This is a genomic window from Curtobacterium sp. MCSS17_005 (assembly GCF_003234225.2).
In the GTDB taxonomy this organism is placed as follows: Bacteria; Actinomycetota; Actinomycetes; order Actinomycetales; family Microbacteriaceae; genus Curtobacterium; species Curtobacterium flaccumfaciens.
In genome coordinates this window covers 1,073,502-1,099,350 of the sequence record NZ_CP126258.1, presented here as the reverse complement: position 1 = coordinate 1,099,350, position 25,849 = coordinate 1,073,502, and the positions used below count along the sequence as shown (strand labels likewise).

At 71.1% G+C, this 25,849-nt stretch carries 28 protein-coding genes and 1 tRNA gene; 15 read left to right on the top strand and 14 right to left on the bottom strand.

Annotation, left to right across the window (positions count from 1 at the left end; translation table 11 throughout):
* Positions 1–157 precede the first annotated feature (157 nt).
* Entirely contained in the window at positions 158–796 is a 639-nt protein-coding gene (locus DEJ20_RS05350) for an FMN-binding negative transcriptional regulator (protein ID WP_111235371.1), read from the top strand.
* On the top strand, positions 793–2,265 hold the full coding sequence (locus DEJ20_RS05345) for an amidohydrolase (protein WP_111235333.1): 1,473 nt from the start codon (positions 793–795) through the stop codon (positions 2,263–2,265). The genes DEJ20_RS05350 and DEJ20_RS05345 overlap by 4 nt, the downstream gene beginning before the upstream one ends.
* Positions 2,266–2,293: 28 nt before the next feature.
* Here the strand turns inward: DEJ20_RS05345 and DEJ20_RS05340 are convergent, their stop codons facing one another.
* From DEJ20_RS05340 to DEJ20_RS05330, 3 genes are read right to left on the bottom strand one after another with little or no spacing between them, the layout of a single operon-like run.
* A complete protein-coding gene (locus tag DEJ20_RS05340; protein ID WP_111235334.1) occupies positions 2,294–3,223 on the bottom strand; it encodes an Fpg/Nei family DNA glycosylase in 930 nt (309 codons plus the stop codon).
* A gap of 43 nt (positions 3,224–3,266) precedes the next feature.
* On the bottom strand, positions 3,267–3,755 hold the full coding sequence (locus DEJ20_RS05335) for a ribose-5-phosphate isomerase (protein ID WP_111192012.1): 489 nt from the start codon (positions 3,753–3,755) through the stop codon (positions 3,267–3,269).
* Positions 3,756–3,801: 46 nt separating this feature from the next.
* Positions 3,802–4,443, bottom strand: coding sequence for a helix-turn-helix domain-containing protein (locus DEJ20_RS05330; protein ID WP_111235335.1), 642 nt, complete (start codon positions 4,441–4,443; stop codon positions 3,802–3,804).
* Between DEJ20_RS05330 and DEJ20_RS05325 the strand changes: the two genes are divergently transcribed.
* Positions 4,442–4,960, top strand: a complete 519-nt coding sequence (locus tag DEJ20_RS05325) for a GNAT family N-acetyltransferase (protein ID WP_111235336.1) — start codon at positions 4,442–4,444, stop codon at positions 4,958–4,960. The two genes, DEJ20_RS05330 and DEJ20_RS05325, sit on opposite strands and share 2 nt — an antisense overlap.
* Positions 4,961–5,090: 130 nt before the next feature.
* Here DEJ20_RS05325 and DEJ20_RS05320 read toward each other — a convergent pair whose 3' ends face one another.
* Positions 5,091–5,651 (bottom strand): mycothiol-dependent nitroreductase Rv2466c family protein, encoded by a 561-nt coding sequence (locus DEJ20_RS05320; RefSeq protein ID WP_258377165.1) that lies wholly within the window; start codon positions 5,649–5,651, stop codon positions 5,091–5,093.
* A gap of 213 nt (positions 5,652–5,864) precedes the next feature.
* Here DEJ20_RS05320 and pepN point away from each other — a divergent pair, with 213 nt between their 5' ends.
* From pepN to DEJ20_RS05305, 3 genes are all read left to right on the top strand, one after another.
* Positions 5,865–8,444 carry an aminopeptidase N gene (pepN, locus tag DEJ20_RS05315; protein ID WP_111235337.1) on the top strand — a complete coding sequence of 860 codons (2,580 nt, stop codon included), beginning with the start codon at positions 5,865–5,867 and terminating at the stop codon, positions 8,442–8,444.
* 75 nt (positions 8,445–8,519) lie between these two features.
* Complete coding sequence (locus DEJ20_RS05310; protein WP_111057866.1) at positions 8,520–9,584, top strand: mechanosensitive ion channel family protein; 1,065 nt, start codon at positions 8,520–8,522, stop codon at positions 9,582–9,584.
* 56 nt (positions 9,585–9,640) lie between these two features.
* Entirely contained in the window at positions 9,641–10,102 is a 462-nt protein-coding gene (locus tag DEJ20_RS05305; RefSeq protein ID WP_258377166.1) for a globin, read from the top strand.
* A 299-nt stretch (positions 10,103–10,401) separates the two neighbouring features.
* On the opposite strand, the gene DEJ20_RS05300 is transcribed toward DEJ20_RS05305, so the two are convergent.
* On the bottom strand, positions 10,402–11,244 hold the full coding sequence (locus DEJ20_RS05300) for an NAD-dependent epimerase/dehydratase family protein (RefSeq protein ID WP_111235338.1): 843 nt from the start codon (positions 11,242–11,244) through the stop codon (positions 10,402–10,404).
* Positions 11,245–11,314: 70 nt separating this feature from the next.
* Positions 11,315–12,016 carry a DUF8185 domain-containing protein gene (locus DEJ20_RS05295; protein WP_071405518.1) on the bottom strand — a complete coding sequence of 234 codons (702 nt, stop codon included), beginning with the start codon at positions 12,014–12,016 and terminating at the stop codon, positions 11,315–11,317.
* An 82-nt stretch (positions 12,017–12,098) separates the two neighbouring features.
* On the opposite strand from DEJ20_RS05295, the gene DEJ20_RS05290 reads away from it, so the two are divergent.
* A complete protein-coding gene (locus tag DEJ20_RS05290; RefSeq protein ID WP_111235339.1) occupies positions 12,099–12,971 on the top strand; it encodes an acyl-CoA thioesterase in 873 nt (290 codons plus the stop codon).
* Here DEJ20_RS05290 and DEJ20_RS05285 read toward each other — a convergent pair.
* The gene (locus tag DEJ20_RS05285; protein WP_111235340.1) at positions 12,958–13,410 is read right to left on the bottom strand and encodes an acyl-CoA thioesterase; all 453 of its coding nucleotides are present in this window, start codon (positions 13,408–13,410) and stop codon (positions 12,958–12,960) included. The genes DEJ20_RS05290 and DEJ20_RS05285 overlap by 14 nt on opposite strands.
* Positions 13,411–13,442: 32 nt before the next feature.
* Positions 13,443–15,128 carry an energy-dependent translational throttle protein EttA gene (ettA, locus tag DEJ20_RS05280; RefSeq protein ID WP_071405516.1) on the bottom strand — a complete coding sequence of 562 codons (1,686 nt, stop codon included), beginning with the start codon at positions 15,126–15,128 and terminating at the stop codon, positions 13,443–13,445.
* A gap of 192 nt (positions 15,129–15,320) precedes the next feature.
* On the opposite strand from ettA, the gene DEJ20_RS05275 reads away from it, so the two are divergent.
* Positions 15,321–16,058: a hypothetical protein gene (locus DEJ20_RS05275; protein WP_181431545.1), complete on the top strand. Its 738-nt coding sequence runs from the start codon at positions 15,321–15,323 to the stop codon at positions 16,056–16,058.
* A 72-nt stretch (positions 16,059–16,130) separates the two neighbouring features.
* Here the strand turns inward: DEJ20_RS05275 and DEJ20_RS05270 are convergent, their stop codons facing one another.
* The 3 genes from DEJ20_RS05270 to msrA form a co-directional block, all read right to left on the bottom strand.
* A complete protein-coding gene (locus DEJ20_RS05270) occupies positions 16,131–16,820 on the bottom strand; it encodes a single-stranded DNA-binding protein (RefSeq protein ID WP_111235342.1) in 690 nt (229 codons plus the stop codon).
* Positions 16,821–16,939: 119 nt separating this feature from the next.
* Positions 16,940–17,143, bottom strand: a complete 204-nt coding sequence (locus tag DEJ20_RS05265; RefSeq protein WP_111235343.1) for a methyltransferase — start codon at positions 17,141–17,143, stop codon at positions 16,940–16,942.
* Between the two features lie 37 nt (positions 17,144–17,180).
* Positions 17,181–17,708 carry a peptide-methionine (S)-S-oxide reductase MsrA gene (msrA, locus tag DEJ20_RS05260; protein ID WP_111235374.1) on the bottom strand — a complete coding sequence of 176 codons (528 nt, stop codon included), beginning with the start codon at positions 17,706–17,708 and terminating at the stop codon, positions 17,181–17,183.
* Between the two features lie 149 nt (positions 17,709–17,857).
* On the opposite strand from msrA, the gene DEJ20_RS05255 reads away from it, so the two are divergent.
* On the top strand, positions 17,858–18,124 hold the full coding sequence (locus DEJ20_RS05255; RefSeq protein WP_111235344.1) for a hypothetical protein: 267 nt from the start codon (positions 17,858–17,860) through the stop codon (positions 18,122–18,124).
* 89 nt (positions 18,125–18,213) lie between these two features.
* The gene (locus DEJ20_RS05250; protein ID WP_111235345.1) at positions 18,214–19,518 is read left to right on the top strand and encodes a hypothetical protein; all 1,305 of its coding nucleotides are present in this window, start codon (positions 18,214–18,216) and stop codon (positions 19,516–19,518) included.
* An 81-nt stretch (positions 19,519–19,599) separates the two neighbouring features.
* On the opposite strand, the gene DEJ20_RS05245 is transcribed toward DEJ20_RS05250, so the two are convergent.
* A tRNA-Arg gene (locus DEJ20_RS05245) sits at positions 19,600–19,672 on the bottom strand.
* Positions 19,673–19,824: 152 nt separating this feature from the next.
* Between DEJ20_RS05245 and DEJ20_RS05240 the strand changes: the two genes are divergently transcribed.
* From DEJ20_RS05240 to DEJ20_RS05230, 3 genes are all read left to right on the top strand, one after another.
* Positions 19,825–20,619, top strand: coding sequence for an acylneuraminate cytidylyltransferase family protein (locus tag DEJ20_RS05240; RefSeq protein WP_111235346.1), 795 nt, complete (start codon positions 19,825–19,827; stop codon positions 20,617–20,619).
* Positions 20,616–21,488 (top strand): N-acetylneuraminate synthase family protein, encoded by an 873-nt coding sequence (locus DEJ20_RS05235; protein WP_111235347.1) that lies wholly within the window; start codon positions 20,616–20,618, stop codon positions 21,486–21,488. The genes DEJ20_RS05240 and DEJ20_RS05235 overlap by 4 nt, the downstream gene beginning before the upstream one ends.
* Positions 21,489–21,570: 82 nt before the next feature.
* A complete protein-coding gene (locus tag DEJ20_RS05230) occupies positions 21,571–23,139 on the top strand; it encodes a DUF6716 putative glycosyltransferase (RefSeq protein ID WP_146245432.1) in 1,569 nt (522 codons plus the stop codon).
* Here DEJ20_RS05230 and DEJ20_RS05225 read toward each other — a convergent pair.
* Together DEJ20_RS05225 and DEJ20_RS05220 are read right to left on the bottom strand one after the other, a co-directional pair.
* Positions 23,083–23,343, bottom strand: a complete 261-nt coding sequence (locus DEJ20_RS05225) for a thioredoxin family protein (RefSeq protein WP_027464648.1) — start codon at positions 23,341–23,343, stop codon at positions 23,083–23,085. The genes DEJ20_RS05230 and DEJ20_RS05225 overlap by 57 nt on opposite strands.
* 29 nt (positions 23,344–23,372) lie before the next feature.
* On the bottom strand, positions 23,373–23,663 hold the full coding sequence (locus DEJ20_RS05220) for a hypothetical protein (RefSeq protein WP_027464647.1): 291 nt from the start codon (positions 23,661–23,663) through the stop codon (positions 23,373–23,375).
* A gap of 83 nt (positions 23,664–23,746) precedes the next feature.
* Between DEJ20_RS05220 and DEJ20_RS05215 the strand changes: the two genes are divergently transcribed.
* Both DEJ20_RS05215 and DEJ20_RS05210 read left to right on the top strand, forming a co-directional pair.
* On the top strand, positions 23,747–24,196 hold the full coding sequence (locus DEJ20_RS05215; RefSeq protein WP_111024208.1) for a MarR family winged helix-turn-helix transcriptional regulator: 450 nt from the start codon (positions 23,747–23,749) through the stop codon (positions 24,194–24,196).
* Positions 24,193–25,434 (top strand): MFS transporter, encoded by a 1,242-nt coding sequence (locus DEJ20_RS05210; RefSeq protein WP_111235349.1) that lies wholly within the window; start codon positions 24,193–24,195, stop codon positions 25,432–25,434. The genes DEJ20_RS05215 and DEJ20_RS05210 overlap by 4 nt, the downstream gene beginning before the upstream one ends.
* The last annotated feature ends 415 nt before the right edge of the window (positions 25,435–25,849 follow it).

Here is a 25,849-nt window from a genome sequence, read left to right as displayed (position 1 = left end):
GCCGGATCCCTGCCCGGTCGTCGTGGTGGGAAAGCTAGGCCGGTTCGAATCCCGTCCACAAGACTTCTTTCAATGCGCTCTGAGAGTTTTACCGCGCAGAAACACTGACGAAACGACACCCGTCGCGCGCTCCGCCGCGGTGTGCCACGCTCGGACCATGCGCCACACACCGCACTTCCTGATGACCGACGTCGACGAGGTCCGACGCCTCATCACCGGGAACCCGTGGGCGACGATCGTGTCCCACACCGCGGCCGGGCTGGTGGCGTCGCACTACCCGGTGCTGCTCGAGACCCCCGGCCCCGACGACGACCCGGACGCCCTCGTGCTGGTGTCCCACGTCGGCCGCCCCGACGAGGTCGCGCACGAACTCGGACAGCACGAGGTGCTCGTCGTGTTCCAGGGTCCGCACGGCTACGTGTCCCCCGCCTGGTACCCGCCGGAGCAGTTCGTGCCCACCTGGAACCACATCACCGCACACGTCTGGGGCACTCCCGAGATCCTGTCCGACGACGAGAACTTCCGGGTCCTCGGCGAGCTCGTCGACCACTTCGAGCACGTCATGCCCTCGCCCGTGTCGTTGCAGATCGACGAGGAGACCGCCCGCCGGATGGCCAAGGGCACCGTCGGCATCCGGATCCGCGTCACCCGGTTCGACGCCCGCGCCAAGCTGTCGCAGAACAAGGCCCCCGAGGTGATCGACCGCATCGTCGCCGGGCTGCGGGGCGACGGCCCCTACGCGTCGCCGGCGCTCGCCGACGAGATGGAACGAGCGCGCGGTCTGGAGGAACGGTGAGCGAGATCCTGCTCCGCACCGTCCGGCGTGTGGGAACCTCCGGGGCCCCTGCCGACGTCCGCATCGTCGACGGTCGCGTCACCGAGATCGCACCGACCGGCACGCTCGACCCCACGAGCGTCGACACCGACGTCGTCGAGGCCGCCGGTGCCTGGCTCGGCCCGGGGCTCCGCGACCACCACACGCACTTCGACCAGTGGGCACTCGTCCGCCGCCGTGTCGACGTGACCGGCTGCGACTCCGCCGAGGCGACCGCCGACCTGCTCGCCGCCGTCGCGCGGGCGGGCGTGGCGGACCGCGTCCTGGTCGGACACGGCTACCGCGACGGGATGTGGCCGCACCCTGCCCGACGCGAGCTGCTCGACCGTGCCGCTCCGAGCCTCCCGGTCGTCGTCATCAGCGCCGACCTGCACGCGGTGTGGTGCAACGCCCTCGCGCTCGCGCACTTCTCGGCTGCTGTCGGCCGACCGCTCGAGGCGGGCGAGGACGGGGTCCTGCGCGAGCAGGACGCGTTCGACGTGACCGGTGCGCTGTCGCAGGTGCCGGACGACCTGCTCGACGCCTACGTGGCGGACGCTGCCGAGGCCGCGGCGGCCCGCGGGGTGACGGGCGTGGTCGACCTCGAGATGCGCTTCGGGCTCGACCGCTGGCGCCGCCGGATCCACGCCGGCACCGACGCGATCCGGGTCGCGTCCGGGGTGTACCCGGCCGAGCTCGACGAGGCCATCGCCCGGGGGCTGCAGACCGGCGACGTGGTCGACGGCACGCGGGGCCTGCTCACGATGGGGCCGTTCAAGGTGGTCACGGACGGGTCCCTCGGCACCCGGACCGCCGCGATGACCGACGGCTCCGGCGTACTCGCCTGGCCGTTCGAGGAGCTCGTCGCGATCACCCGCCGTGCCGTCGACGCCGGACTCGTCCCCGCGATCCACGCGATCGGCGACCGTGCGAACACCCTGGCGCTCGACGTCTTCGAGACCGTCGGGGCCCGCGGCACGATCGAGCACGCGCAGTTGCTCGTCGACACCGACGTCGACCGGTTCGCCCGGCTCGGGGTCGCCGCGTCCGTGCAGCCCGAACACGCCATGGACGACCGGGACATCGCCGACCGACACTGGGCCGGGCACACCGACCGGGCCTTCGCCTTCGCCTCGCTCGCCCGGGCCGGAGCGCGCCTGCTGCTCGGGTCGGACGCTCCGGTGGCGCCGCTCGACCCGTGGGTGTCGATGGCGGCGGCCGTTGGTCGGGACCGCGACGGGCGGGACCCGTGGCACCCGGCCGAACGACTCTCGGCACTCGTCGCGTGGCAGGGGTCGACCGACGGACGGGTCGGGGTGTCCGTCGGCGACGTGGCGGACCTGGTGCTCGTCGAGACCGACCCGCTCGCCGCGTCCTCGTCCGCCGCGCTGCGCGGCATGCGGGTGCTCGGGACGGCCGTCGCCGGGCGGTTCACCTACCGAGAGGTGTGAGCGCGCGGGTGTGCCCGTGCCCCGTGGGCTACTTCTGGTCCTTCGGGCACCAGTAGAGCTTCCGACCGGCCATGTCGGCCATCCGGATCTCGGTGCCGCACACCCGGCACGGCTCGCCCTGCCGGTGGTACACCCAGTGGCGGTCCTTGCGTGAACGCAGGGCCTTCTTGTGGTCGGCCTCGGACAGGTCGTCCATCGTCATCATCAGACCGTCACGGACACCGTCGTGCAGCAACTTCGACCAGTCGGCCCAGAGCGCCTTGGCCTGCTTGACGGTGATCTTCTTGCCCGGCTTGTACGGGTCGATGCGCTGCCGGAACAGCAGCTCGGCGCGGTAGATGTTGCCGATGCCGGCCACGACGGACTGGTCCATGAGCAGCTGCCCGATGGCGACGTTCCGACGGCGGACGTTGTCGACGAAGGTCTTCTCGGCCTCGGGCCCGTCGTCGTTCATCGGGTCGGGGCCGAGCTTGTCGAGCGCGCGCTGCACCTCGGCCGGTGTCTCCACGACGCACGCGGTCGGGCCGCGCAGGTCGGCGACGGTGTCCTCGGTGAGGATCCGCACCCGGACCTGGCCGACCGGGCCCGGCGGGAAGGACTCGATCGGGTCCTCCGCCTTCTCCTGCTCGGCCATCCGGTACCGGGCGAGCCGCGGTGCGCCGATCGAGCTGAGCGACTCTTCGCGGTCGTCGTCGTCCGACAGCGCCTCGGCGGTGGAGATCACGCCCGCGAAGTCCCATGCCCCGTACAGCCCGAGGTGGACGCGGAGGAACAGGTCGCCCTCGAACTCCAGGAACATCTGCTTCGCGACCGCACGCGCGGCGATCATGCGCTTGCCGTCGAGCTGCGCGGCGCCGGCGGCGAAGCGACCCTGGGGGCTCGACACCTCGCAGCGCTTGCCGACGAAGTGCCGGGTGAACTGGTTGGCGATGCGGTGGACGGAGTGACCCTCGGGCATTGGTCTTGTCTACTCGGTGTTGCTGGGCCGCTGGGTCGCTGTCCTACTGGTCGATCTGGCGGCCGGCGATCAGCCCGGTGGTCTCGTACTCGGCGAGCTGGGCGATGCGGCGGGCGTGGCGCTCCTCGCCCGAGAACGGCTCGGCGATGAACAGGTCGACGAACCGGATCGCCTCGTCCTCGGTGTGCTGGCGCGCGCCGATGGAGATGACGTTGGCGTCGTTGTGCTGACGGGCGAGCAGCGCGGTCGACTCGTTCCAGACGAGCGCGGCGCGGATGCCCTCGACCTTGTTGGCGGCGATCTGCTCGCCGTTGCCGGAACCGCCGAAGACGACACCGAGCGCCTGGACGCCGGCGCGCTGGTCCTGCACCACGGCGTGCGCGGCGTTGATGCAGAACGAGGGGTAGTCGTCGAGCGCGTCGTACTCGGTCGGACCGTGGTCCACCACCTCGTGCCCGGCTTCGGTCAGGTGGGTTGCGAGGGTCTTGTTGAACTCGAGGCCGGCGTGGTCCGTTCCGAGGTGGATGCGCATGGAACCGATCATATTCCTGCGGCTCCGGGGCCCGGACCACCACTCACTACGGTGCGCGGACCGCCACCACGAGGTACCGGGTGGGGTCGTCGCCCGGGTTGCGGTAGACGACGTCGGCGGGGTCGCCGAGCTCGATCCGGTCCCCCGCGGCCAGGCGCGTCGGCTCGCCGCCGACGACGACCTCGAGCACGCCGTCGACGACCCAGATGCAGTGCCGCAGGAACGCGGTCGCCGACGCCGGGTAGGCCACCTCGCGGCCGGCCGGGAGGCGCACCTCGGTGACGTCGGCGGGGAACGCCGCGCTCGAGACCGGACGGCGGCGGTACCCGGTGGCGGGATCGGTCCAGGAATCGGCGGTCGCGCCGCGCTGGACCCCGCGCGCCTCGTCGGGGTCCGTCACCCTGGGCACCTCGTGCTCCAGGGCATCGTCGAGGAGCTGCGAGATCGTCAGGCCGAAGGCACCGGACAGTCGACCGAGGATCGTCGCGGTGGGGCTGGAGACCCCGCGTTCGACGCGGTTGATCATCGCGCGGGAGACGCCGGACTCCTCGGCGAGCTCGGTGAGGCTCCACTTCCGCTCGGTGCGGAGCCGCTGGAGGCGTTCGCCGAGCGCCCGCTGCTCGGCGACCGGGGTGTCGTCGGCGCCGGTTGCGGGATCGGCGCGCTCGTCGTCTACGATGTGAGACATGACGACAGCATATGCGACGAACGGGGTCGTGATCCGCGACTGCACCCCGACCGACCTCGACGTCGTGCACGCCCTGCACGTCGATGCCGTCCTGCACTCCACCGCCATCTGGCAGGACACCCCGCACCCACGTGCGTACTTCGACGGATGGCTCGCCGAGCGGCGGGGCGGCGGCTACCCGGTGGTCGTGGCCGAGGTCGACGGCGTCGTGGCCGGCTACGCCACGTACTCGCAGTGGCGGCAGCCGGACGGGTACCGGCACACCGTCGAGCACAGCGTCTACGTGGTCGAGACGTTCCGCGGCCGGGGCATCGCGACGACCCTGATGGCCGAGTTGGTCGCGCGCGCCACCGCCGAGGGCCGGCACGTCATGATGGCCGGGATCTGCAGCACCAACACGGGGTCGATCGCCCTGCACGAACGCCTGGGGTTCACCACGGTCGCGGTCGTGCCCGAGGTCGGACGGAAGTTCGACCGCTGGCTCGACCTGACGCTCATGCGCCTGCCGCTCGTCTGACGCGACGGGCGGGGCGGGCGGGGCGGGCGCACCACGGGCCTCCCGGCCGCCCGTCGACGAACGGAACCTGGTTCCGGACACGGAACCACGCGATCCCGCGGTGCTGTGTCCGGAACTTGGTTCCGGAGCGTCAGTTGGTGGTGTCGAAGACCGGGCCGACCGTGCGCGAGCGCTTGAGCTCGAAGAAGCCGGGGTACTTCGCGACGGCGACGACGCCGTCCCACAGGTCGAGCGCCTCCTGGCCCTTGGGCGCCGGGGAGATGACCGGTCCGAAGAACGCGGTGCCCTCGACGGCGATGACCGGTGTGCCGACGTCCTGGCCGACGCGGTCGATGCCGTCCTGGTGGCTGGCGCGCACGGCGGCGTCGACCTCGTCCGTCCAGGCGTACTCGAGCAGGTCGGCGTCGAGGCCGAGCTCGGCGAGCACGGCGGGGACGACCTGCTCCGGGTCGGACTCCTGGCGGTGGTGGATGTGCTCGCCGAGGGCGTCGTAGAGCGGCTTGACGACGTCCTGTCCGAGCCGGAGCTTCGCCGCCGTGACGATGCGCGGGTAGACCTGACCGGCGTGCAGGCGCTCCTTGTAGGTGTCCGGGACGTCCTGGTCCTCGTTGAGGACGAACAGGCTCATCACGTTCCAGGTCACGTCGAGGTCGCGGTGCTCGGCGACCTCACCCACCCAGCGGCTCGTCATCCAGGCCCAGGGGCAGTTCGGGTCGAACCAGAACTCCACGGCGGTGCGCGCGGTGGTGGGGTCGGTCGGGTTGTCCACAGTCGTCTCGGTCACGATCCGAGCGTACGCGGCGTCGCTAGGCTGGAACCCATCGTCCCGCCGGCGCACGACGCCGTCCGGGGCCCCGTACGCGGACACCGATCGTCCGCGTCCCCAGCGAAGATGGAGCGTTGCGTGCCCGGAGAGAACCTCACCCGAATCGAAGCCCAGGAGCGCGCGGCCGTCGTCGCCGTGCAGACGTACGACGTCGAGCTCGACCTGACCCGCGGCGCCGACAGCTTCGGCAGCACCACGCGGGTGCGCTTCACCGCCACCGCCGGCGCATCGACCTTCATCGACGCCATCACGAAGACTGTGCACTCGATCACGCTGAACGGCACGGCGCTCGACGTCGCCGCGGTGAACGACGGCGTGCGCATCCGGCTCGACGACCTGCAGGAGCAGAACGAGCTCGTGGTCGTCAGCGACGCGCTGTACACGAACACCGGTGAAGGTCTGCACCGGTTCGTCGACCCGGTGGACGACGAGGTGTACCTGTACTCCCAGTTCGAGGTCCCCGACTCCCGCCGCATGTTCGCGGTCTTCGAGCAGCCCGACCTGAAGGCCGAGTTCTCCTTCACCGTGACGGCGCCGTCGCGGTGGCAGGTCGTCTCGAACTCCCCCACGCCGGAGCCGCACGTCGACGGCGACGTCGCGACCTGGGCCTTCCCGCCCACCGCGCGCATCTCGAGCTACATCACCGCACTCGTCGCCGGCCCGTACGAGGTCGTGCGCGACGAGCTGACCAGCCGCGACGGCCGGACGATCCCGCTCGGCGTGTTCGCGCGCAAGTCGCTCGCCTCGTACCTCGACCCCGAGTACGTGTTCGACATCACGAAGAAGGGCTTCGCGTACTTCGAGGAGAAGTTCGACGTCGCCTACCCCTTCGAGAAGTACGACCAGCTGTTCGTGCCGGAGTTCAACGCCGGTGCGATGGAGAACGCCGGCGCGGTCACCTTCACCGAGACCTACGTGTTCCGGTCGAAGGTCACCGACGCCATCAAGGAGCGCCGGGTCGTCACGATCCTGCACGAGCTCGCCCACATGTGGTTCGGCGACCTGGTCACCATGAAGTGGTGGAACGACCTGTGGCTCAACGAGTCCTTCGCCGAGTGGGCCTCCACGATCGCCACGGCCGAGGCCACCGAGTGGACCGAGGCCTGGACCACGTTCCAGGCGATGGAGAAGTCCTGGGCCTACCGCCAGGACCAGCTCCCCTCGACGCACCCGATCGTCGCGACGATCAACGACCTCGAGGACGTCCAGGTCAACTTCGACGGCATCACCTACGCGAAGGGCGGCTCGGTCCTCAAGCAGCTCGTCGCCTGGGTCGGCATCGACGCGTTCTTCGCCGGTGTCTCCGCCTACTTCAAGAAGCACCACCACTCGAACACCGAGCTCCGCGACCTGCTCGTCGAGCTCGAGGCGACGAGCGGCCGTGAGCTGACCGAGTGGTCGAAGCTCTGGCTCGAGACCGCGGGCGTCAACACCCTGCGCCCCGAGATCCAGACCGACGAGTCCGGCGTCATCACGTCGTTCACCGTCCTGCAGGAAGCCCCCGCCGACTACCCGACGCTGCGCCCGCACCGTCTGGCGATCGGTGTGTACGCCTTCCGGAACGACGAGTCCGCGCCGTTCGGCGCCGACACGGCCTCCGCCGGCGGCAAGCTCGAGCGGGTCCACCGCGTCGAGATCGACGTCGACGGCGCCCGCACCGAGGTGCCCCAGCTCGTCGGCGTCCAGCGCGGCGACCTCGTGCTGCTGAACGACGACGACCTGGCCTACGCCAAGATCCGTCTCGACGAGCACTCCCGGCGCACCGCGATCGAGCACCTCGCGTCGATCGCGAACCCGCTCGCCCGCTCGATCGTCTGGGGTTCCGTGTGGGACGCCACGCGCGACGCCGAGTCCCCGGCCAGCGACTACGTCCGCCTCGTGCTGGGCAACATCGCGACCGAGACCGAGTCGACGACCATCCGCACGACGCTCTCGCAGCTGCTGCTCACCGCACGCAACTACGTGGCGCCGGGCTCGGTCGAGGCCACGGTCCGCACCGTCGGCGACACGCTCTGGCAGCTCGCGTCCTCGGCCGAGGCCGGTTCGGACGCGCAGTTCCAGTTCGTGAAGTTCTTCGCGCAGGTCCCGTCCACGCCCGAGCACGTCGCGACCCTGCAGGGTCTCCGCGACGGATCGGTCACCCTGCAGGGCCTCGAGATCGACACGGACCTGCGCTGGGAGCTGCTCGAGGGCCTCGTGCTCGCGGGTGCTGCGGACAACGCCGAGATCGACGCCGAGCTCGCCGCGGACAAGACCGCGTCGGGCGAGCAGGCCGCGGCCCGCGCCCGGGCGACGATCCCCACGGCCGAGGGCAAGCTGGCGGCGTTCTCGTCGCTGGTCGACTCGTCCGAGCTGCCGAACGCCATCGTGCGCCAGACCACGGTCGGGTTCCAGCACGTGAACAGCCCGGTGCTGCTCGAGGGCCTCGTGCCAAAGTACTTCGAGGTGCTCACGCGCATCTGGGCCGAGCGCAGCTACCACATGGCCGACACCATCGTCTCGGGCCTCTACCCGGCGCCGCTCGCGTCGGCCGAGCTCCGTGACGCCGCCGCCGCGTGGCTCGAGGAGCACCCGGAGACGCCGGCGCTGCGCCGCATCGTGTCCGAGAGCCTCGCGGGCACCGAGCGCGCGCTCCGGGTCCAGGCCGCCGACGCCTGACCCCTGCTCTGATCCGGCGGGGTCTTGGTGTTCCTCCAGGGACACCGAGGCCCCGCCGCTTAGCATCGACCGGATATGAACTTGGCTGCAACGACCGAAGACACGTCCAAACTGGTCTCGAACGCGTTCACGGACTTCGTCGACACCTGGCAGGCACCGATCACGATCGTCATCACGATCATTGCCGCGATCATCCTCCGGCTGATCCTGCGCCGGATGATCAAGCAGGTCGTCGACCGGATCGTGAACGGCGTCAAGAAGCGCCAGGGAGCCGCTGACACCCAGGCTCTCATCGCGTCGCCCGTGCAGACCGCTCGGGTCGTCCAGCGCACCCGGACGCTCGGCAGCGTCCTCGAGAACCTCGCCACCGTCGTCGTGGTCGCGATCGCACTCGTCATCATCGCCACTGCTGTGTGGAAGGGCGCCGCGGTCGGCATCGTCGGTGGTGCGTCCCTCGTCGCAGCCGGCCTCGCCGTCGGCGCCCAGTCCATCGTGAAGGACCTGCTGTCCGGCATCTTCATGATCCTCGAGGACCAGGCCGGCGTCGGTGACGTCGTCGACACCGGGCAGGCCACCGGCGTCGTCGAAAACGTCGGGCTGCGCGTCATGCAGATCCGCGACGTGAACGGCATCCTGTGGTTCGTGCCGAACGGCCAGATCCTGCGCGTCGGCAACCTGTCGCAGGGCTGGTCGCGCGTGCTCGTCGACATCACCGTCCCCTACGACACCGACATCGACGCCGTGCAGGACGCCCTGCTCAAGGCCGCCGTCACGATGTCGCAGGAGTCCCGCTGGCGGCAGCGGATCGTCGAGAAGCCCGAGATCTGGGGGCTGCAGTCGATCACCGACGCCGGCATGGTCTTCCGCCTCGTCGTGAAGACCCGCGCGTCCGAGCTCGACGTCGTCGGCCGGGAGCTCCGCACCCGTCTGAAGCACGCGGTCGACGAACTCGGCATCACCCTGCCGGCGATGGCGATGATCATGCCCGAGGGCTGGGAGAACGCGACCTCGATCAACGGCCTGCGCACCGTCCGCACCCAGCCGACGCCGGCGCCCACGAAGCCCCGGCGGACCAAGCGCAACATCCTCGGGCAGCCGATCCGCACGGACGACCCCGACAGCGGGAAGGACCCCCGATGACCGACCCCACACCCCCGAGCGGCACGGGCGGGCCCGGAGCACGCGGCTCGCTCGGCATGCCCGGCGCCCCCGGCATGCCAGGCTCGGTCGGCGTCCCGGCGCAGCCGATCACCCTGCGCGTCGGGGAGCACGGCGCCTCGGCCACCGGGTCGCTGTTCGAGCGGATCGGCGGCGCCCCGACCTTCGACCGGCTCGTCCGGCGCTTCTACGAGGGCGTGCAGCAGGACGAGGTCATCTGGCCGATGTACCCGGCCGACGACCTCGAGGGTGCGATCTGGCGCCTGTCCGCCTTCCTGCAGCAGTACTGGGGCGGTCCGGGCACCTACAGCGAGCAGCGCGGCCACCCTCGCCTGCGGATGCGGCACAACCCGTTCCGCATCACGTCCGAGGCGCGGGAACGCTGGCTCCACCACATGCACGATGCGGTCGAGTCACTCGAGCTCGCGCCCCTCGACGAAGCCGAGCTCTGGGGCTACCTCGACCGCGCCGCCCACGCGATGACGAACACCTTCGACTGACCCGCGCCGGGCACACGCCGTCCTGTCCTTGAGACGCCGCCGAATCCGGCGGCGTCTCGACGCTCCCGCGGCGTCTTCCGCTGACGCCGGCGTGCAGTGATCGTCACGCGTGGCAGACGGGAGGCCCGTGGCGGCTCGGCCACGGGCCTCCCGTCCGCCGGTTCCCGCGTTCTCGTGCGCGCGAGACGCCGGCGTGTCCGTCCGACGCCGTCATGTGCGTTCCGCGCCTCCGAATTCGGCGGCGTCTCGCGGGACCGGCGGCGTGTTCGCGGGACGCCGGCGTCTTCGGGCAGCGCGGGTCAGCGCACGTAGGAGCCGGAGGTGAGGTCCTCGACCAGGGACGGCCGCGACGGCCGCCAGCCGAAGGCCGACCGGGCGTGTGCGCCGGATGCCTCCTGGTGCAGCAGCAGGGCGTCGGCGAAGTCCCGCCCGAGCCGTTCGCGGCTCGCGTCGACGCTCTCGGCGACGACCGGTGCACCGTGGGCCCCGGCCTCGGCGATCTGGCGGACGGTCGGGTCGTCCCCGGTCGCGGCGACGATGTACCCGTCGGGCTCGCCGCGGTGCAGCGCGAGGACGTAGAGCTCGCCGAGGTCGTCGACGTGCACCGTCGTCCAGCGCTGCGAGCCGTCGCCCACCAGCCGCACCGGCTGCTCGCCGTCGCTGACGAACATCGCCGGGATGCCGGCGCCGCGCCCGTACACGATGCCGGGCGCGACGATGGTGCTCCGCACGTCGCTCCCCCGCAGCAGGGCCTCGTTCGGTCCGCGCCAGGCGGTCAACGCCGGCGGGTCGATCGGCGACTGCTCGGAGATGTCCGTCGAGTCACCGAAGGTGAAGATCCCGCCGGTGTGCACGAACGGCTTCGGTGTGCCGGCCAGGGCACCGATCGCGGTGCGGATGAAGTCCGGGTCGACGCCCGGAGCCGATGCCGTGTGGACGACGCCGTCGCTCTCGTGCAGCAGGCGTTCGACGACGTCGGTGTCGGTGACGTCGCCGACCAGGGCCCGGCCACCGGCGTCACGGACGTGCTGGGCCTTCTCGTCGGACCGGACGAGCGCGGTGACCTCGTCGCCGTGGGCCACGAGGGAGCGGAGGACGGAGGAGCCGATGTAGCCGGACGCACCGGTGAGGAAGACGTGCATGCGGCCAGCCAACCACGGCGGCCGGGTGCCGTCGCCGTAGCCGTCGGCGTCCCCGTCACTGTCGTCGTCGCTAGGAGCTCAGGGTCCAGGCGCGGCGCTTCACGAGCACGTGGCCGCGCGAGGTCGTGAGCCGGCTCCACGGACCCGTCTCGAACAGGCGGACCGGGTCGTGCCCGAGGAACCCGAGGCTCTCGCCCGCGAAGCCCGCACCGGCGGGCAGGTGCTCGACGCCGGGGACCGGTCGGCCCCAGACCTCGGCGCGGATCCGCCGGACGATGGCCTCGCCCGCGTTGGACGGCACGGCGTCGGCGACCTCGGCGATGCCGTCGCGGGTGGCTCGGCGGAGGAGTTCCGGTGAGACGTCCGGCAGCGGGACCCAGCCGCCGCGGGGCGGGGAGATGGCCGCCCACGTCACGGTGTGCACCTCGTGCGGCAGCTCGACCTCGATCGGGGTGGCCCGAGTCGGGTCGGCACCCTCGGCGTGTTCGGCGTCCTGCGCCTCGGCCAGCAGGCGGAGGCGCTCCAGGAGCGACTGCAGCGGGACCACGGTGTCGATCGACGCCGGCTCGGTGAGCGAGAACGTGCGGAGCCCGAGCACCGTCGGCAGTTCGTCGAGCAGCCCGAGCGGGTAGAGGATCGCCGTGTAGACGGCCAGGACGCCGGAGTCGGCGATGAGCCGGACCGAGCCGTCCTCGATCCGAGCGGCACGTCCGAGGTACGTGCGGAGGTCACCGAGTGAGGCGGCGTCGGGAAGCGTGAACGAGTTGCCCATGTCGTCCCCGATCCTACCGGCCGTCGATGCCGCAGCACCTGGGCGTGGCGACCTGCGACGGGGGCGGGCGGCCGTTCGTAGAATGCACAGCGTGAACGGCGAACCCGACTTCCTGCGGACCCTGCGACTCGAGGACACCGGCGCGAGCACGGGCGAGACGATCCTGACCGGCGCCAGCCACTGGTCACCCGGCGGACGGGTGTTCGGTGGCCAGGTCCTGGCGCAGTGCATCGTCGCCGCGCAGCGCACGATCGAGGGACGCGACGTCCACTCGATGCACGGTTACTTCCTGCGACCCGGCGACATCGACGTGCCGATCACCTTCGGGGTCGAACGCATCCACGACGGCCGGTCGTTCGCGGCCCGTCGCGTGCAGGCGTACCAGCGCGGTGTCCCGATCTTCTCGATGATCGCGTCGTTCCAGGTGCCGGACACCGGCATCGAGCACCAGGACCCCTACCCGGTGGACACCCCGGACCCGGAGTCCCTGCCGTCGGCCGCGTCGATCCTGTCCGCGATCGACCACCCGGTCGCACGTGCCTGGGCCGCGCGGTCCATCGACCTGCGACACGTCGAGGGCCCGGTGTTCGTCGACGTGCAGGGCGAGCACGTGCCGCACCAGGCGGTCTGGTTCCGCGTGCAGGGCGACCTGCCGGACGACCCGGCGCTCCACCGTGCGGTGCTCGGGTACGCGAGCGACCTGTCGATCCTCGAGCCGATCATGCGGCGGCACGGCGTCGCCTGGGGCACCCCGGGGGTCAAGAGCGCGAGCCTCGACCACGCCATGTGGTGGCACCGCGACGGTCGCGCCGACGAGTGGATCCTGTACACGCAGGAGTCCCCGAGCGCACAGGGCGGACGGGGACTCGCGTTCGGCCGGATGTTCTCCCGTGACGGTCAGCTGCTCGCCACCGTCGCCCAGGAGGGCATGATGCGGGTGCCTACGGCCGGCTGAACTGCACCGGTTCCTCGAGGTAGCGCTCGCACGCGGCACGCTCGGTGTCGGTCAGTCGACGCGGACGGTTCGTCGCCGCGTCGACCATCACGAGTGCCGTCGTCGCCCGGGTGTACAGGACGGCGGGGTGCTGCCCCACCGGCGACCAGACCTCGTACGAGACGTCGATGCTCGCGCCACCGAGCCGCCCGATCCACATCTGGATGTCGAGCGGTTGACGGAGGTACGGGATCGATGCCAGGTACTCCAGGCGCTGGCCGGCGATCACCGTCATGGTGCCGGAACCCGGCCGACCGTCGATGATCGGCGCGGGCAGGTCGCTGTCGGGGTCCTCACCGGGGTCGGCACCCCAGAACCCCACGATGCGCGCCTCTTCGAGGAGGCGCAGCATCGCGGAGTTGTTGACGTGACCGTAGGCGTCGATGTCGCTCCACCGCATGCGGATGGGAGCGTGCAGTCTCGCCACGAGGATCAGTCGCGGGTGAGCTTGCGGTACGTCGCGCGACCGGGCTTCGCGGCATCTGCACCGAGCCGCTCGATCTTGTTCTCCTCGTACGCCTCGAAGTTGCCCTCGAACCAGTACCAGTTCGGCGTGCCGTCCTCGTTGAGGCCCTCCCACGCCAGGATGTGCGTGGCGATACGGTCGAGGAACCACCGGTCGTGGGTGATGACCACGGCGCAACCGGGGTACTCGAGCAGGGCGTTCTCGAGGCTGCCGAGCGTCTCGACGTCCAGGTCGTTGGTCGGCTCGTCGAGGAGCAGCAGGTTGCCGCCCTGCTTGAGCGTCAGCGCCAGGTTCAGACGGTTGCGCTCACCACCGGACAGGATGCCGGCGCGCTTCTGCTGGTCCGGGCCCTTGAAGCCGAACTGCGACACGTAGGCGCGGGACGGGATCTCGGTCTTGCCGACCTGGATGTAGTCGAGTCCGTCGGACACGACCTCCCACAGGTTCTTGTTCGGGTCGATGCCGCCGCGGGTCTGGTCGACGTAGGAGATCTGGACGGTGTCACCGATCTTCAGCGTGCCCCCGTCGAGGGGTTCGAGGCCGACGATCGTCTTGAAGAGCGTGGTCTTGCCGACACCGTTCGGCCCGATGACGCCGACGATGCCGTTGCGGGGCAGCGTGAACGACAGGTCGCCGATGATGACGCGCTCACCGAACTGCTTGCGCAGGTGCTCGGCGTCGATGACCTGCGAACCCAGACGCGGGCCGACCGGGATCACGATCTCCTCGAAGTCGAGCTTGCGGGTGCGCTCGGCCTCGGTGACCATCTCCTCGTACCGGGCGAGACGGGCCTTCGACTTCGCCTGACGGCCCTTGGTGTTGCTCCGGACCCAGTCGAGCTCCGAGGACAGGCGCTTCGCGAGCTTGGCGTCCTTCTTGCCCTGGACCTCGAGGCGAGCACGCTTCTTCTCGAGGTAGGTCGAGTAGTTGCCCTCGTACGGGTACAGGCGGCCGCGGTCGACCTCGGCGATCCACTGGGCGACGTGGTCCAGGAAGTACCGGTCGTGGGTCACGGCGAGGACGGCACCGTGGTACTGCTGCAGGTGCTGCTCGAGCCAGAGCACGCTCTCGGCGTCGAGGTGGTTGGTGGGCTCGTCGAGGAGGAGCAGGTCGGGCTTCTGGAGCAGCAGCTTGCAGAGCGCGACGCGGCGCTTCTCACCACCGGACAGGTGCGTGACGAGTTCGTCCCCCGGGGGGCACTGCAGCGCGGCCATGGCCTGCTCGAGCTGGGAGTCGAGGTCCCACGCGTCGGCGGCGTCGATGTCTTCCTGCAGCGTGCCCATCTCGGCCAGGAGCGCGTCGAAGTCGGCGTCCGGCTCGGCCATGAGCGCCGAGATCTCGTTGAAGCGTGCGAGCTTGCCGTGGATCTCGCCCACGCCTTCCTGCACGTTCTCGAGCACGGTCTTGCTCTCGTCGAGCTCCGGCTCCTGCATGAGGATGCCGACGCTGAAGCCCGGCGTGAGCTTCGCCTCGCCGTTGGACGGCTGGTCGAGACCCGCCATGATCTTCAGGATCGTCGACTTGCCAGCACCGTTCGGCCCGACGACGCCGATCTTGGCACCGGGGAGGAACGACATCGTGACGTCGTCGAGGATCAGCTTGTCGCCGACCGCCTTGCGGGCGCGGACCATCTGGTAGATGTACTCAGCCATATCGGCCCCAAGTGTAGTGACACCGCCGGAGCACCGCTCGCCCGACGCCGGATCGCCGCTTCCCGCACCTGGACGAACAGCCCTGTTGCGCAACGCACTTCACGACGTAGCCTCTCCTCGCCCCGCAACCTCGGGGGCCCGTCGCTCACCACGACGAGGACCAGGACCAGGACCACGGACAGGACGAGGACCATGACCACGCACACGACCACGACCCCGTCGCGGCTCCGCCGCCTCGCGCTCCCCTTCGTCGGAGCGATCGCACTCACCGTCGCACTCATCGCCCCGGTGTCGCCGGCATCGGCCGCCGGTGCCGTGCCGAAGGGCGACCCGTACCTGCTGTACACGGCGAGCATCAGCGCCAACGGCACGGGCACCGGCTACTCGTCGTACATCAACGTGCACGACGCCCACAACAACGCCTACGCGTTCGGGATCCAGTCGGACAAGGGCTCGCCGCAGAGCAAGGGCAAGCCCCGCTACATCTGGGAGCGCGTGCAGAACGGCAAGTTCACCTACGGCTACCTCGGCCCGGCCACCAACAAGCTCACGCCCATCGGCATGCGCTGGTACAAGAACGACGTCGCGACGATGATCGTGAACCACAAGACGATCGGCACCCTCAAGCTCAACCTCGACGGTCGCCTGTTCTTCAACGCCGAGGCCAACGCCCGCCTGAACGGTGACGTCGTGCACTCCACGGTGCAGAACACCCGCATCACGGTGGGCGACCGCAAGTCGAACACCGGCCTGAACGGCAAGTGGGACACGAGCTTCTCGTTCCACGGACTGAAGGCGAAGCAGACGAACAGCCCCCGGGTGCAGGGCGCCAGCTTCAAGATCGACGGCCGCGTGACCGGGCTGCCCCGCGGCGGCAACTGGGACACCGCCCAGGTCTCCGGCATCGGCATGATCGCCCAGAAGTGGTGACCGTCGCGACGCGGTGAACCGCACGCGTCCCCGGCGGCCTGACCCGTAGCCCGACTCCGGTCGGCGTGCGGGTCAGGCCGCTTCGGCGTCGTGGGCGTGGTCGTCGAGGGGCGGCGCGGGGTCCCAGGGGGCGGCGTCCTGTTCGAGGACGTGCTCGGACGGACCCGCGGGCTCCGCGCCGTCACCGAGCGCCGGCGCGCCGTGCAGCCCGTCGACCTCACCGTCACGGTCGCCGTCCGGGTCGTGTTCGGTCGCCGGTGCGTGGTCGTCGTGCGAGCCCTCGGACTCCGCCCCGTGGTCGGTTCCGTGACCGGCGCCGGGCCCAGCAGCGGGGCCACGGACCTCGCCGGTGCGGGGGTCCACACCGCGCAGGCCACCCTGCCCCGAGGCACCGTCGCCGACCTGCCGCGGTACCCGCAGCCAGTTGCTGATCCCCCACGCCAGGTCGTGTCCGATGCCGTCGGCGTCGATCTCGACCGAGGTCCCGCCGCGACCGTCGCGTTCCCACGTGCGGATGCGGACCCGGCCGGCGACGACGATCCGGTCGCCCTTCTTCAGGGACTTGTACACGTTCGGCGCGAGCGACCGGAACGCGGTGACGGTGTACCAGTTGGTGGCGCCGTTGACCCAGGCGGCGGTGGCCCGGTCCCAGCGGCGCGAGGGCGAGGCGAGTCGGAGACTCGTGATGGCGATGCCGGTCTCGGTGACGAGGTGCCGGGGCTCGGTGGCGACGATTCCGCAGACGGTGATGATGTCGTTCATGCGTCGATCGTCACGGAGCCCGGGGCCGCGTCAGCGACCCCGGGCTCGATCTGTGGCGTGTGGACCCGACCAGGCGACCTGTTGAGGACGAGTCCCCCGGGCCTCCTGTCCGGACCCGGTCAGTGCGCTCGGAACTCGGGCCGGGCGGCCAACGGTCCGAGCGCGGCGTGGACCGCGCCCTTCGCGGACTCGAGGGACGGGTACGGCCCGCCCGCCCGTCGTCGCCCGTAGAGCTCGACCTGGAACCCGTCCGCCGCGCGGTGGATGCTGCCCACCGCTCCGGCCGGACCGATCGCGACCCAGGTTCCCGTGCTGTCCGTCATGTTCGAACCACCTCCTCGTGGCCCTGCCGCCCCGGGGTCAGGACGCCAGGATGTACTGACTGTAGGCCTTCCGGACCTTGTTCACCTTGGGCAGCGCGACTGCGAGGCAGTACCCCTGCCCGGGGTTCTTCGCGAAGAAGTCCTGGTGGTACTCCTCTGCCGTGTAGAAGGTCGAGAGTGGCTCGATGGTGGTGACGATCCCGCCGTCCCAGATGTCCGACGCCCGCTCGATGGCGCGCTCGAACAGCTCGCGCTGCGCGTCGTCGGCCGGGAACATCGCGGAACGGTACTGCGTGCCGACGTCGGCCCCCTGGCGGTTCAGCTGCCGGGGATCGTGCAGCGTGAAGAAGACGTCGAGCATCACGTCGGCCGGGATCACCGACTCGTCGAACGTCACCGCGACGGCCTCTGCGTGCCCCGTCGTCCCGGTGCACACCAGTTCGTACGAGGGGTCCTCGACCCGTCCGCCGACGTAGCCCGACACCACGTCCTGCACCCCCTGGAGCGTGCGGTACACGGCGTCGAGACACCAGAAACATCCACCTGCGAGCACGAACGTGGTCATGGCCACAACCTCTCTGCGGGCCGCCGGTGCAGCCCCTCGTTCCTCCACAACAGTGTGCGCGGAGACCCTGTTCCCCAGATCGGACGGCGCCCCTCGGCGTGTCGGTGGTCCCCCGTAGCGTCGGAACCACACCGACCAGGAGGCCAGCGATGCAGACCATGACCGAACCCGCCCTGCGGATCCGTACCGTCCCGCTGGCCCGCGCCCGGGGCGAATACCGCATCCTCGACGTCCGCGACGACCTGAGCCGGGTCACCCGGGCAAACGGCGAGATCGTCGGGTACGTCGACCGCATCGACGTCGCCGGTGACACCGCCTACCGTGCCCGCCGGTACGTCGCGACCGAGCGCCGGTTCGTCGAGCTGCCGAGCGTGTGGTCCGCCGACGATGCCGTGGACACCCTGCGCTGGTCATGATGTTCCACATTGGAATCATCTGCACCGGGATGCACGGAACGCCGTCCGGCCTCCCCGACGCCTGACCGTTCCGTGGGTATGGTGCGCGCATGGACTGGTGGAACGACCTGACCGACTGGACTTCGTCCGACACGGGGTGGCGGGTGCTCTCGGGCGCTGTGATCCCCTTCGTCGCCATCGTCGTGGCGGGTGTCATCGCGGCGCTCATCGGGCGCAGCGCGACCAAGCGGGTCGTGGCGCTCCAGGAGCGGGAATCGAAGAACGCGGCCGTCGCCGCGATCCTGACGGCTGCGCGCAAGGCAGCGGCGTGGGGATCGCTCGGGCACGACGAGCGGGCCTACGCCGACCACCTCGCCGAGGACGCCGACATCCGGCTGCGCCTGCTCCCCGTGCAGGGTGCGCCGCTGGCCGCCAACTGGGCCCAGCACGAGATCGCCGACATCAAGAAGAACTCGTCGACGTTCAGCTTCCAGGCGGACCAGTCCCTCGCCGAGTTCCGTGACCGCCTACTCGACTGGCAGGCACGACCGAGCCGTGCGCGCAAGCTCTTCAAGGCCGACCTCGAGCGCTGGAAGTTCGAGTCCCCGGACCCCGATGCCGACCTGATCAAGCGCCAGCAGGACTGGAACGCCGACCAGGCCGAGGCCCCTCGCATGCAGGCGCAGGCGAAGACCCCGGCACCGGCGCCAACTGCTCCCGCCGAGCGTCCCACCCCGACGACGACCTCGCTGCGTCCGGCCCAGCGCCCCGCGTCCGCACCCTCGACTCCTCCGGCGCCGGCCGCTGCTGCACCCGGTACTGCATCAGCCGGTACTGCGTCAGCCGGTCCTGCCGGCGGGACGTCCCCGTCGTTCTCGGTGAACCGTGGTGCGGGCACGAACCCGAACCGCGGCAGCGCCGACCCGAACGCCACGCGCTCCTTCGGTGACAACACCACGCGCGTCTACGGCGACGACGAGGCTGCACCCCCGGTCCGTCCGGCGCTCGGCACCCCGACCTCGCCCGCCCGCTCCGCCCAGGGCCGCGGCACGGACGACACCGAGGTCGTGGACGACGACAGTGCCACGCGGGCCTTCGGCGACGCGAGCGCCATCCGCGCCTTCGGCGACACCGACCGCGCACCCCGGAACGACCGTCCGTCCTCGTCCGACCGCCCGGTCGCGACGCCCACCGCGGCCGACGCCCACGTCAACCGGGCGCCCGCGAACGACGTCCCGCCCGCATCGGCACCCCGGGTCGACACCCCCGGCGCGACGAACACCACGTCCATCCCGACGCGTCTGAACCAGGCCCCCGCCGAGCCGGCCGACGCGAACGAGACGTCAGAGGCGCCGTACACGCAGCCGATCAGCGCCGCCGAACTCCGGCGCCGCGCCGCGGACGACGACGAGTAGCAGCCAGCACGACGAGTAGCAGCCGCCACGACGAGAACAGGGCCGCCATCCGGAGAGGATGGCGGCCCTGTTCGTCTTCGGCGCCCCCGGCAGGAATCGAACCCGCGGCACGGTGGGTAGAAACCACCTGCTCTATCCACTGAGCTACGGAGGCGAGCAGCGTCGATTGTAGCGGCGAGCGGCCCCCGGACGCTCGATGCACGCCCCGCCGCGTCGCCGTGACGGGGCTCGGCGGTCGCTCAACGGTCGGCCGCCGTCTGCTCCCCGTTCCCCTCCGGGACACCCGCGCTTCGTAGCGTCCGGAGCATGCGCACCACCGGTTCCGTCCTCGCCGTCGTGCCCGCACGTGCCGGGTCGAAGGGGATCCCCGGCAAGAACCTCCGCACGGTCGCGGGTCGTTCGCTGGTCCGTCGGGCGGTCGAGTCGGCACGACGTGCCACGCGCATCGACGAGGTGGTCGTCACCACCGACGGCGACGCCATCGCTGCCGAGGCCGTCGCCGCCGGTGCCGCCGTGGTCCGCCGTCCGGCCGAGCTCGCCGGTGACGAGGCGTCCTCGGAGTCCGCCCTGCTGCACGTCCTCGACGCGATCAGCACCCCGCTGCCCGAGGTCCTCGTCTTCCTGCAGGCGACCTCGCCGTTCATCGACCCGGCCGACCTCGACGCCGCCGTCGCACGCGTGGTCGACGGGCACGCCGACGCGGTGTTCGCCGCCACTCCGTCGCACGCGTTCCTGTGGCGGACCGCCCCGGACGGCACGGCGGTCGCGGTGAACCACGACGCGGCGACCAGGCCCCGTCGGCAGGACCGGGAGCCCGAGTACCGCGAGACCGGCGCCTTCTACGTGATGCGGACGGCGGGGTTCCTCGAGAACCGACACCGGTTCCACGGCCGCGTCGAGCTGGCCGTCGTCGACGGTGCCGGCGCGATCGACATCGACGACGAGGCCGACCTGGCCCTCGCCGAAGCCCTCGCCGAAGCGCCCGCCGAAGCGCCCGGCGCGCTGACCGACGCACCCGTCGGCGCCCCGGCCCCAGCAGCCACCACGACCCGAGACCCATCCCCGACGCGGGGCACCCCCGCACCGAACGGAGCACCATGACCGTCACCATCGGTACGTCCACGATCGGCGCGGGCCGCCCCGCGTACCTCATCGGCGAGATCGGCCTCAACCACAACGGCGACGTCGACATCGCGAAGCAGCTCATCGACGTCGCTGCCGATGCGGGCCTGCAGGCCGTGAAGTTCCAGAAGCGTACCCCCGCGATCTCCACGCCGGAGCACATGAAGAACACCCCGCGCAGCACCCCGTGGGGCGACATGACCTACCTGGAGTACCGCTACCGCGTCGAGTTCGACCGCGACCAGTACATCGAGATCGGTGACCACGCGACCCTCCGCGGGCTCGACTGGTTCGCGTCGCCGTGGGACGAGCCGTCGGTCGACTTCCTCGAGGACCTCAACGTCGTCGCGTACAAGATCGCCTCGGCGTCCGTCACCGACCTCGGCATGCTCGCCGCCGTCGCCGCGACCGGCAAGCCCGTCATCCTGTCGACCGGCATGTCCACGCTGGAGCAGATCGACGCTGCGGTCGAGAGCCTCGGCACCGACCGTCTCGTCCTCATGCACGCGACGTCGACCTACCCGCTGCCGGCCGAGGAGGCGAACCTCCGCATGATCGACACCCTCGCCCACCGCTACGCGGGCGTCCCCGTCGGGTACTCCGGCCACGAGCCCGGCCTGCAGATCTCCATCGCCGCGGTCGCCCTCGGTGCCACGGCCGTCGAGCGCCACATCACGCTCGACCGCACGATGTGGGGCTCCGACCACGCCGCGTCGCTCGAGCCGCACGGCCTGAAGACGCTCGCCCGCGACATCCGCATCATCGAGACCGCCCTCGGCGACGGCGTCAAGAGGATCTTCCCCGGCGAGCAGGCACCGCTCGCGAAGCTGCGTCGCGTCGGCGCGTGAGCGCATGCAGTCCCCATCCGACCGCCGACGAGCAGGCACCGCTCGCGAAGCTGCGTCGCGTCGGCGCGTGAGCGGGGCGCACGTGAGCGGAGTGCGCGTGAGCGGCCCGGTCGACGGGACCCGTGCCCTGGACGGGCCGGGTGACGCCGGCGGGTCGACAGTCGGACTGGAGGCGCGCCTCCCGTCCGCCGCGTCACCACGCGTCCGACGCGTGGTCGGCCTGGTCGACACCGACTCGTTCGCGAAGTGGGGCGCCCACCTGCTGGCGACCGCCCCGACGGACTGGGACCTGGAGCTGCGCACCGTGGCGACCCCGCGGTCGGCGAGTCCGAAGCAGCTGCGGTCGGCGTTCCGCGGGCTCGACCGGCGACTCGCCCACCTGCACCGCGAACCGCCCACGCCGAAGGACGTCGACGCCGTCGTCGAGGAGCTCCGACAGGACCCGCCGGACGCCGTCCTGGTGTCGTTGATCGGACCGGTGGCCGAACTCGTGATCGACGAGGTGCACCGGCGGATCCCGGACCGGCCGGTGCTGGTGTCGGGGCTGCCGGGGATCTCGTTCCCGTCGAAGTGGAAGGGCATCTTCTTCCGCGCCCGGGCCGACCTGTTCGTGCTGCACAGCCACCGCGAGGTCCGCGCGTACGAGGAGATGGCGCGTGAGGGCGGCGTCGAGCCGCACTTCGCGCTCGCCACGCTGCCGTTCGCGCGGGGTGCCGGCGCGACCGGCGGTGCCGGCGCAAGCGATGGTGCGGGCTCGACGGGCCGCGACTCCGTCGTCTTCGCTGCGCAGCCGAGTGTGCCGTTCGAGCGGGCCGACCGGGCACTCGTCGTGCGGTGGCTCGTCGAGACGGCGCGGGCGCACCCGGAGTGGCGCGTCGTCATCAAGACGCGCGCTGCGGCCGGTGAGCACCAGACACACCGCGAGGAGCACCCGTACCCGGACCTGGTGCCCCCGGACGCGCCGACCAACCTCGTGGTGGAGAGCGGCCCGATGGCCGAGCACCTCGACCGGGCGGTGGCGCTCGTGACGATCAGCTCGACCGCGGTGCTCGAGGCGGCGGCGCGAGGCGTGCCCGCGCTCACGCTGACCGACTTCGGGATCGGCCGGCACCTGATCAACGAGGTGTTCGTGGGGAGCGGCCTCGAGGGTGACGCCGTCGACCTGGTCGACGGACGGTTCGGCGTCGTCCGGCCGGAGTGGATGCGGGACAACTACTTCCACCCGGCCTCGGAGGACGACTGGCAGCACCGACTCGTGGAGCTGATGGCCCGACGGGACGCCGGCACGTTGCTGGATCGGGCACCGGCACGGCGGAGTCGCGGTGGGGTGCTGCGCCGTGCGTGGGAGCGGAAGAACGCCCTCGGTGGGGCCGATCGCAGCCCGCTCGGACTGGTGGCACTGGGCATCGGGGCGCCGATCCGGGGCGCGAAGCGACTGGCGCGACGCGTGCGGGCGCTGGTCGATCCGCCGGAGCCCGTCGTGGTGGCGGCGCCGACGTCGCAGCGTGCGGGGGCGCAGGTCACTGTGCCCCCGCCGGGGGCCACCGCTGGGACGGCCGCGGCGGCGGCCACCCCGGCCGCGGCGGCGGCTCGTTCAGAGCGCCTTGGCCACCGCGAGCAGGAGTTGGTCACGGGTCGGGACGCCGGGTGAACGGAAGACCTCGGTGCCGTCGTCCTGCCGCACGATGATCGTGGGCGTGGACCGGATACCGAGGTCTTCCGCGTCGTCGGGGTGCGCCGCCACGTCGCGTTCGGTCACGGTGAGCCCGGGGACGAGCGCCGACGCCTCGGCCGACACCCGGCGGGCGGCGGCACACGGCGCACAGAAGGCGGACGTCCAGAGGTCGAGCTGCATGTGGTCCTGCAACGCGGCGGGTGGGGGTTCTACTCCCGGTCGAACTCGCCGCTGCGGTCGCCGCGGTCCTGCAGGTCGTCCACCGGGTCGGACTCCTCCGGCTCGTAGGTGAACTCGACCGAGATCTGGTCGAGGACCTGGCGGGACTTGGTGGCGCGGTAGGTGAAGGCCGTCTGCAGGCCCTCGACGTCGGCGAACACCGTGACCTCGTCGTCCAGCGCGTCGCTCGTGGCGGTGCGGGTGTCGGTCGTGCCGTCGAAGGGGCCGCCGTGGAAGATCGCGGTGTACTCGTCGCCTTCGTGGATGGTGATGTCGCTCATGCCTCCCTTCTACCAGGCCGCGGCTGGTGCAGTCTGTCCAGCCCGTCGTTGCGCTATTCATAGCAAGGCTATATAGTTCAGCTATGGAAACACCGCGTGAGCAGACGATCGAGACCCTCCTCGTCTCCGTCAACCGCCTGATCCGCAGCGCCGTCCAGTCGACGGGCAACACCACGTCCACCGCGGTCTGGCGCACGCTCGGCATCCTCGAGACCGACGAGCCCCTGCGACTCGGTGAACTGGCCACCGCCTCCCGGGTGGCGCAGCCCACCATGACCCGACTCGTCGCCGGCATGCTCGCCGACGGCCTGGTCAGCCGCAGCGTCGACCCGGACGACTCCCGCGGGCAGCTCATCGAACTCACCGAGGCCGGACGCGAACGGCTCGCCTCCTGGCGCTCCACCCTCACCAGCACGGTCGGCCCGTTGTTCGCCGACCTGACCGACGACGACTGGGACGTCCTGCACCACGCGGCGAACCTGATCGCCCAGCGCACCCGGACAACCCCCAACGGAACGGAGATCCCCGCGTGAACGCCCACGCACCCGCCGGCCAGTCCGGCTCCATCCTCAAGCAGTCGTCCGCGGTCTGGGCGATCGCCTTCGCCTGCGTCGTCGCGTTCATGGGCATCGGCCTCGTCGACCCGATCCTCCCGGCGATCGCTGCGTCCCTCAAGGCGACCCCCGCGCAGACCGAACTGCTCTTCACGAGCTACCTCGCCGTCACCGGTGTCGCGATGTTCTTCACCAGCTGGGTCTCCAGCCGCATCGGCGCGAAGCGCACCCTGCTCATCGGACTCGCCCTGATCGTGCTCTTCTCGGTCCTGGCGGCGACGTCGAACAGCGTGTGGAGCATCATCGACTTCCGCGCCGGCTGGGGCCTCGGCAACGCGCTCTTCATCTCAACCGCGCTCGCGACCATCGTCGGGGCAGCGTCGGGCGGCACGGCCTCGGCGATCATCCTGTACGAGGCAGCGCTCGGCCTCGGCATCGCCGTCGGGCCCCTCGTCGGAGGCCTGCTCGGCTCGGTGAGCTGGCGCGGCCCGTTCTTCGGCGTCACGACCCTGATGGCGGTGGCGTTCATCGCCATCGTCGCCCTGCTGAAGACCGGCAGCCTCGAGAAGCCCACGCCGACGAAGCTCTCCGCACCCTTCCGCGCCCTGGCCCGTCCGGCACTCGCAGCCCTCGCCGCGACCGCGCTGTTCTACAACATCGGCTTCTTCGTCCTGCTGGCGTACACGCCGTTCCCGCTCGGCTTCGGCGCGCTCGGCATCGGGTTCACGTTCTTCGGCTGGGGTGTCGGTCTCGCGATCACCTCGGTGTGGGTCGCCCCGATGCTCACCGCCCGTCTCCGGAGGACGACGGTGTTGAAGATCGCGCTGCCGCTGCTCGCACTCGACCTGTTCGCCGCGGCCCTCGTCGTACGGTCCCAGGTCGGCCTGATCATCTGCGTCGTCATCGGTGGCCTCGTGCTCGGTGTCCTGAACACCGTCCTCACCGAGTGCGTCATGGAGGCCACCGACCTCCCCCGCTCGGTCGCCTCGAGCGCCTACTCCGCCGTCCGCTTCATCGGCGGCGCCATCGCCCCGCCCGTCGCGACCCTGCTCGCCGACGCGTACTCCCCCTCGGCGGCGTACGTCTTCGCGGGAGCGTCCGTCGCGGTCGCCTTCGTCGTGATCCTCTGCACCACGAGGGTCCTGCGCCGCGTCGACGACGGTGCCGAGCCGGAGCGTGTCGAGGCCGAGGCCATCACCGCCGGCGACATGGCCTAGGTACGGGGCTGCGGAGGCGCCTTCCCCCTTCCCGCGAACGGGCGGAATGCCGGAGTGTCCCCCGTGGGCACCCCGGCATTTCGCCCGTTCGTGCGTCCGCGCGGGGGCTCGCTCGCCCCTCATTCCACGCTCCACCCGCGAGTGGGCGAAATACCAGGCTTCGACCGCAGAGCGACCCCGGCATTTCGCCCGCTCGTGCGGGGCTGGCGAGAACCGTACGGCAGGCTGGGTAAAGGGCGACCGCCTGGAGGCGCGGGGCGGCCTGCCGGGGTCGCCTCGGGCCTCCAGGCGGTCGTTTTGCGGTGCTCGCTGCTCGCGTCGCGGACGAGCGGGCGAAACATCCGGGTGCGCCCGCAGGGCAACCGCGGCATTTCGCCCGCTCGGCAGGACGTGGGCACGCGAGGCCGCGACTGCA

Bases quoted from the DNA above. Each gene is read 5' to 3' on its own strand.
- DEJ20_RS05350 (WP_111235371.1), top strand. From the start codon at position 158: ATGCGCCACACACCGCACTTCCTGATGACCGACGTCGACGAGGTCCGA.
- DEJ20_RS05340 (WP_111235334.1), bottom strand. From the start codon at position 3,223: ATGCCCGAGGGTCACTCCGTCCACCGCATCGCCAACCAGTTCACCCGG.
- DEJ20_RS05335 (WP_111192012.1), bottom strand. From the start codon at position 3,755: ATGCGCATCCACCTCGGAACGGACCACGCCGGCCTCGAGTTCAACAAG.
- DEJ20_RS05325 (WP_111235336.1), top strand. From the start codon at position 4,442: ATGACGACAGCATATGCGACGAACGGGGTCGTGATCCGCGACTGCACC.
- DEJ20_RS05330 (WP_111235335.1), bottom strand. From the start codon at position 4,443: ATGTCTCACATCGTAGACGACGAGCGCGCCGATCCCGCAACCGGCGCC.
- DEJ20_RS05320 (WP_258377165.1), bottom strand. From the start codon at position 5,651: ATGACGAGCCGCTGGGTGGGTGAGGTCGCCGAGCACCGCGACCTCGAC.
- DEJ20_RS05310 (WP_111057866.1), top strand. From the start codon at position 8,520: ATGAACTTGGCTGCAACGACCGAAGACACGTCCAAACTGGTCTCGAAC.
- DEJ20_RS05305 (WP_258377166.1), top strand. From the start codon at position 9,641: ATGCCCGGCGCCCCCGGCATGCCAGGCTCGGTCGGCGTCCCGGCGCAG.
- DEJ20_RS05300 (WP_111235338.1), bottom strand. From the start codon at position 11,244: ATGCACGTCTTCCTCACCGGTGCGTCCGGCTACATCGGCTCCTCCGTC.
- DEJ20_RS05295 (WP_071405518.1), bottom strand. From the start codon at position 12,016: ATGGGCAACTCGTTCACGCTTCCCGACGCCGCCTCACTCGGTGACCTC.
- DEJ20_RS05290 (WP_111235339.1), top strand. From the start codon at position 12,099: ATGCACAGCGTGAACGGCGAACCCGACTTCCTGCGGACCCTGCGACTC.
- DEJ20_RS05285 (WP_111235340.1), bottom strand. From the start codon at position 13,410: ATGCGGTGGAGCGACATCGACGCCTACGGTCACGTCAACAACTCCGCG.
- ettA (WP_071405516.1), bottom strand. From the start codon at position 15,128: ATGGCTGAGTACATCTACCAGATGGTCCGCGCCCGCAAGGCGGTCGGC.
- DEJ20_RS05275 (WP_181431545.1), top strand. From the start codon at position 15,321: ATGACCACGCACACGACCACGACCCCGTCGCGGCTCCGCCGCCTCGCG.
- DEJ20_RS05270 (WP_111235342.1), bottom strand. From the start codon at position 16,820: ATGAACGACATCATCACCGTCTGCGGAATCGTCGCCACCGAGCCCCGG.
- DEJ20_RS05265 (WP_111235343.1), bottom strand. From the start codon at position 17,143: ATGACGGACAGCACGGGAACCTGGGTCGCGATCGGTCCGGCCGGAGCG.
- msrA (WP_111235374.1), bottom strand. From the start codon at position 17,708: ATGACCACGTTCGTGCTCGCAGGTGGATGTTTCTGGTGTCTCGACGCC.
- DEJ20_RS05255 (WP_111235344.1), top strand. From the start codon at position 17,858: ATGCAGACCATGACCGAACCCGCCCTGCGGATCCGTACCGTCCCGCTG.
- DEJ20_RS05250 (WP_111235345.1), top strand. From the start codon at position 18,214: ATGGACTGGTGGAACGACCTGACCGACTGGACTTCGTCCGACACGGGG.
- DEJ20_RS05240 (WP_111235346.1), top strand. From the start codon at position 19,825: ATGCGCACCACCGGTTCCGTCCTCGCCGTCGTGCCCGCACGTGCCGGG.
- DEJ20_RS05235 (WP_111235347.1), top strand. From the start codon at position 20,616: ATGACCGTCACCATCGGTACGTCCACGATCGGCGCGGGCCGCCCCGCG.
- DEJ20_RS05225 (WP_027464648.1), bottom strand. From the start codon at position 23,343: ATGCAGCTCGACCTCTGGACGTCCGCCTTCTGTGCGCCGTGTGCCGCC.
- DEJ20_RS05220 (WP_027464647.1), bottom strand. From the start codon at position 23,663: ATGAGCGACATCACCATCCACGAAGGCGACGAGTACACCGCGATCTTC.
- DEJ20_RS05215 (WP_111024208.1), top strand. From the start codon at position 23,747: ATGGAAACACCGCGTGAGCAGACGATCGAGACCCTCCTCGTCTCCGTC.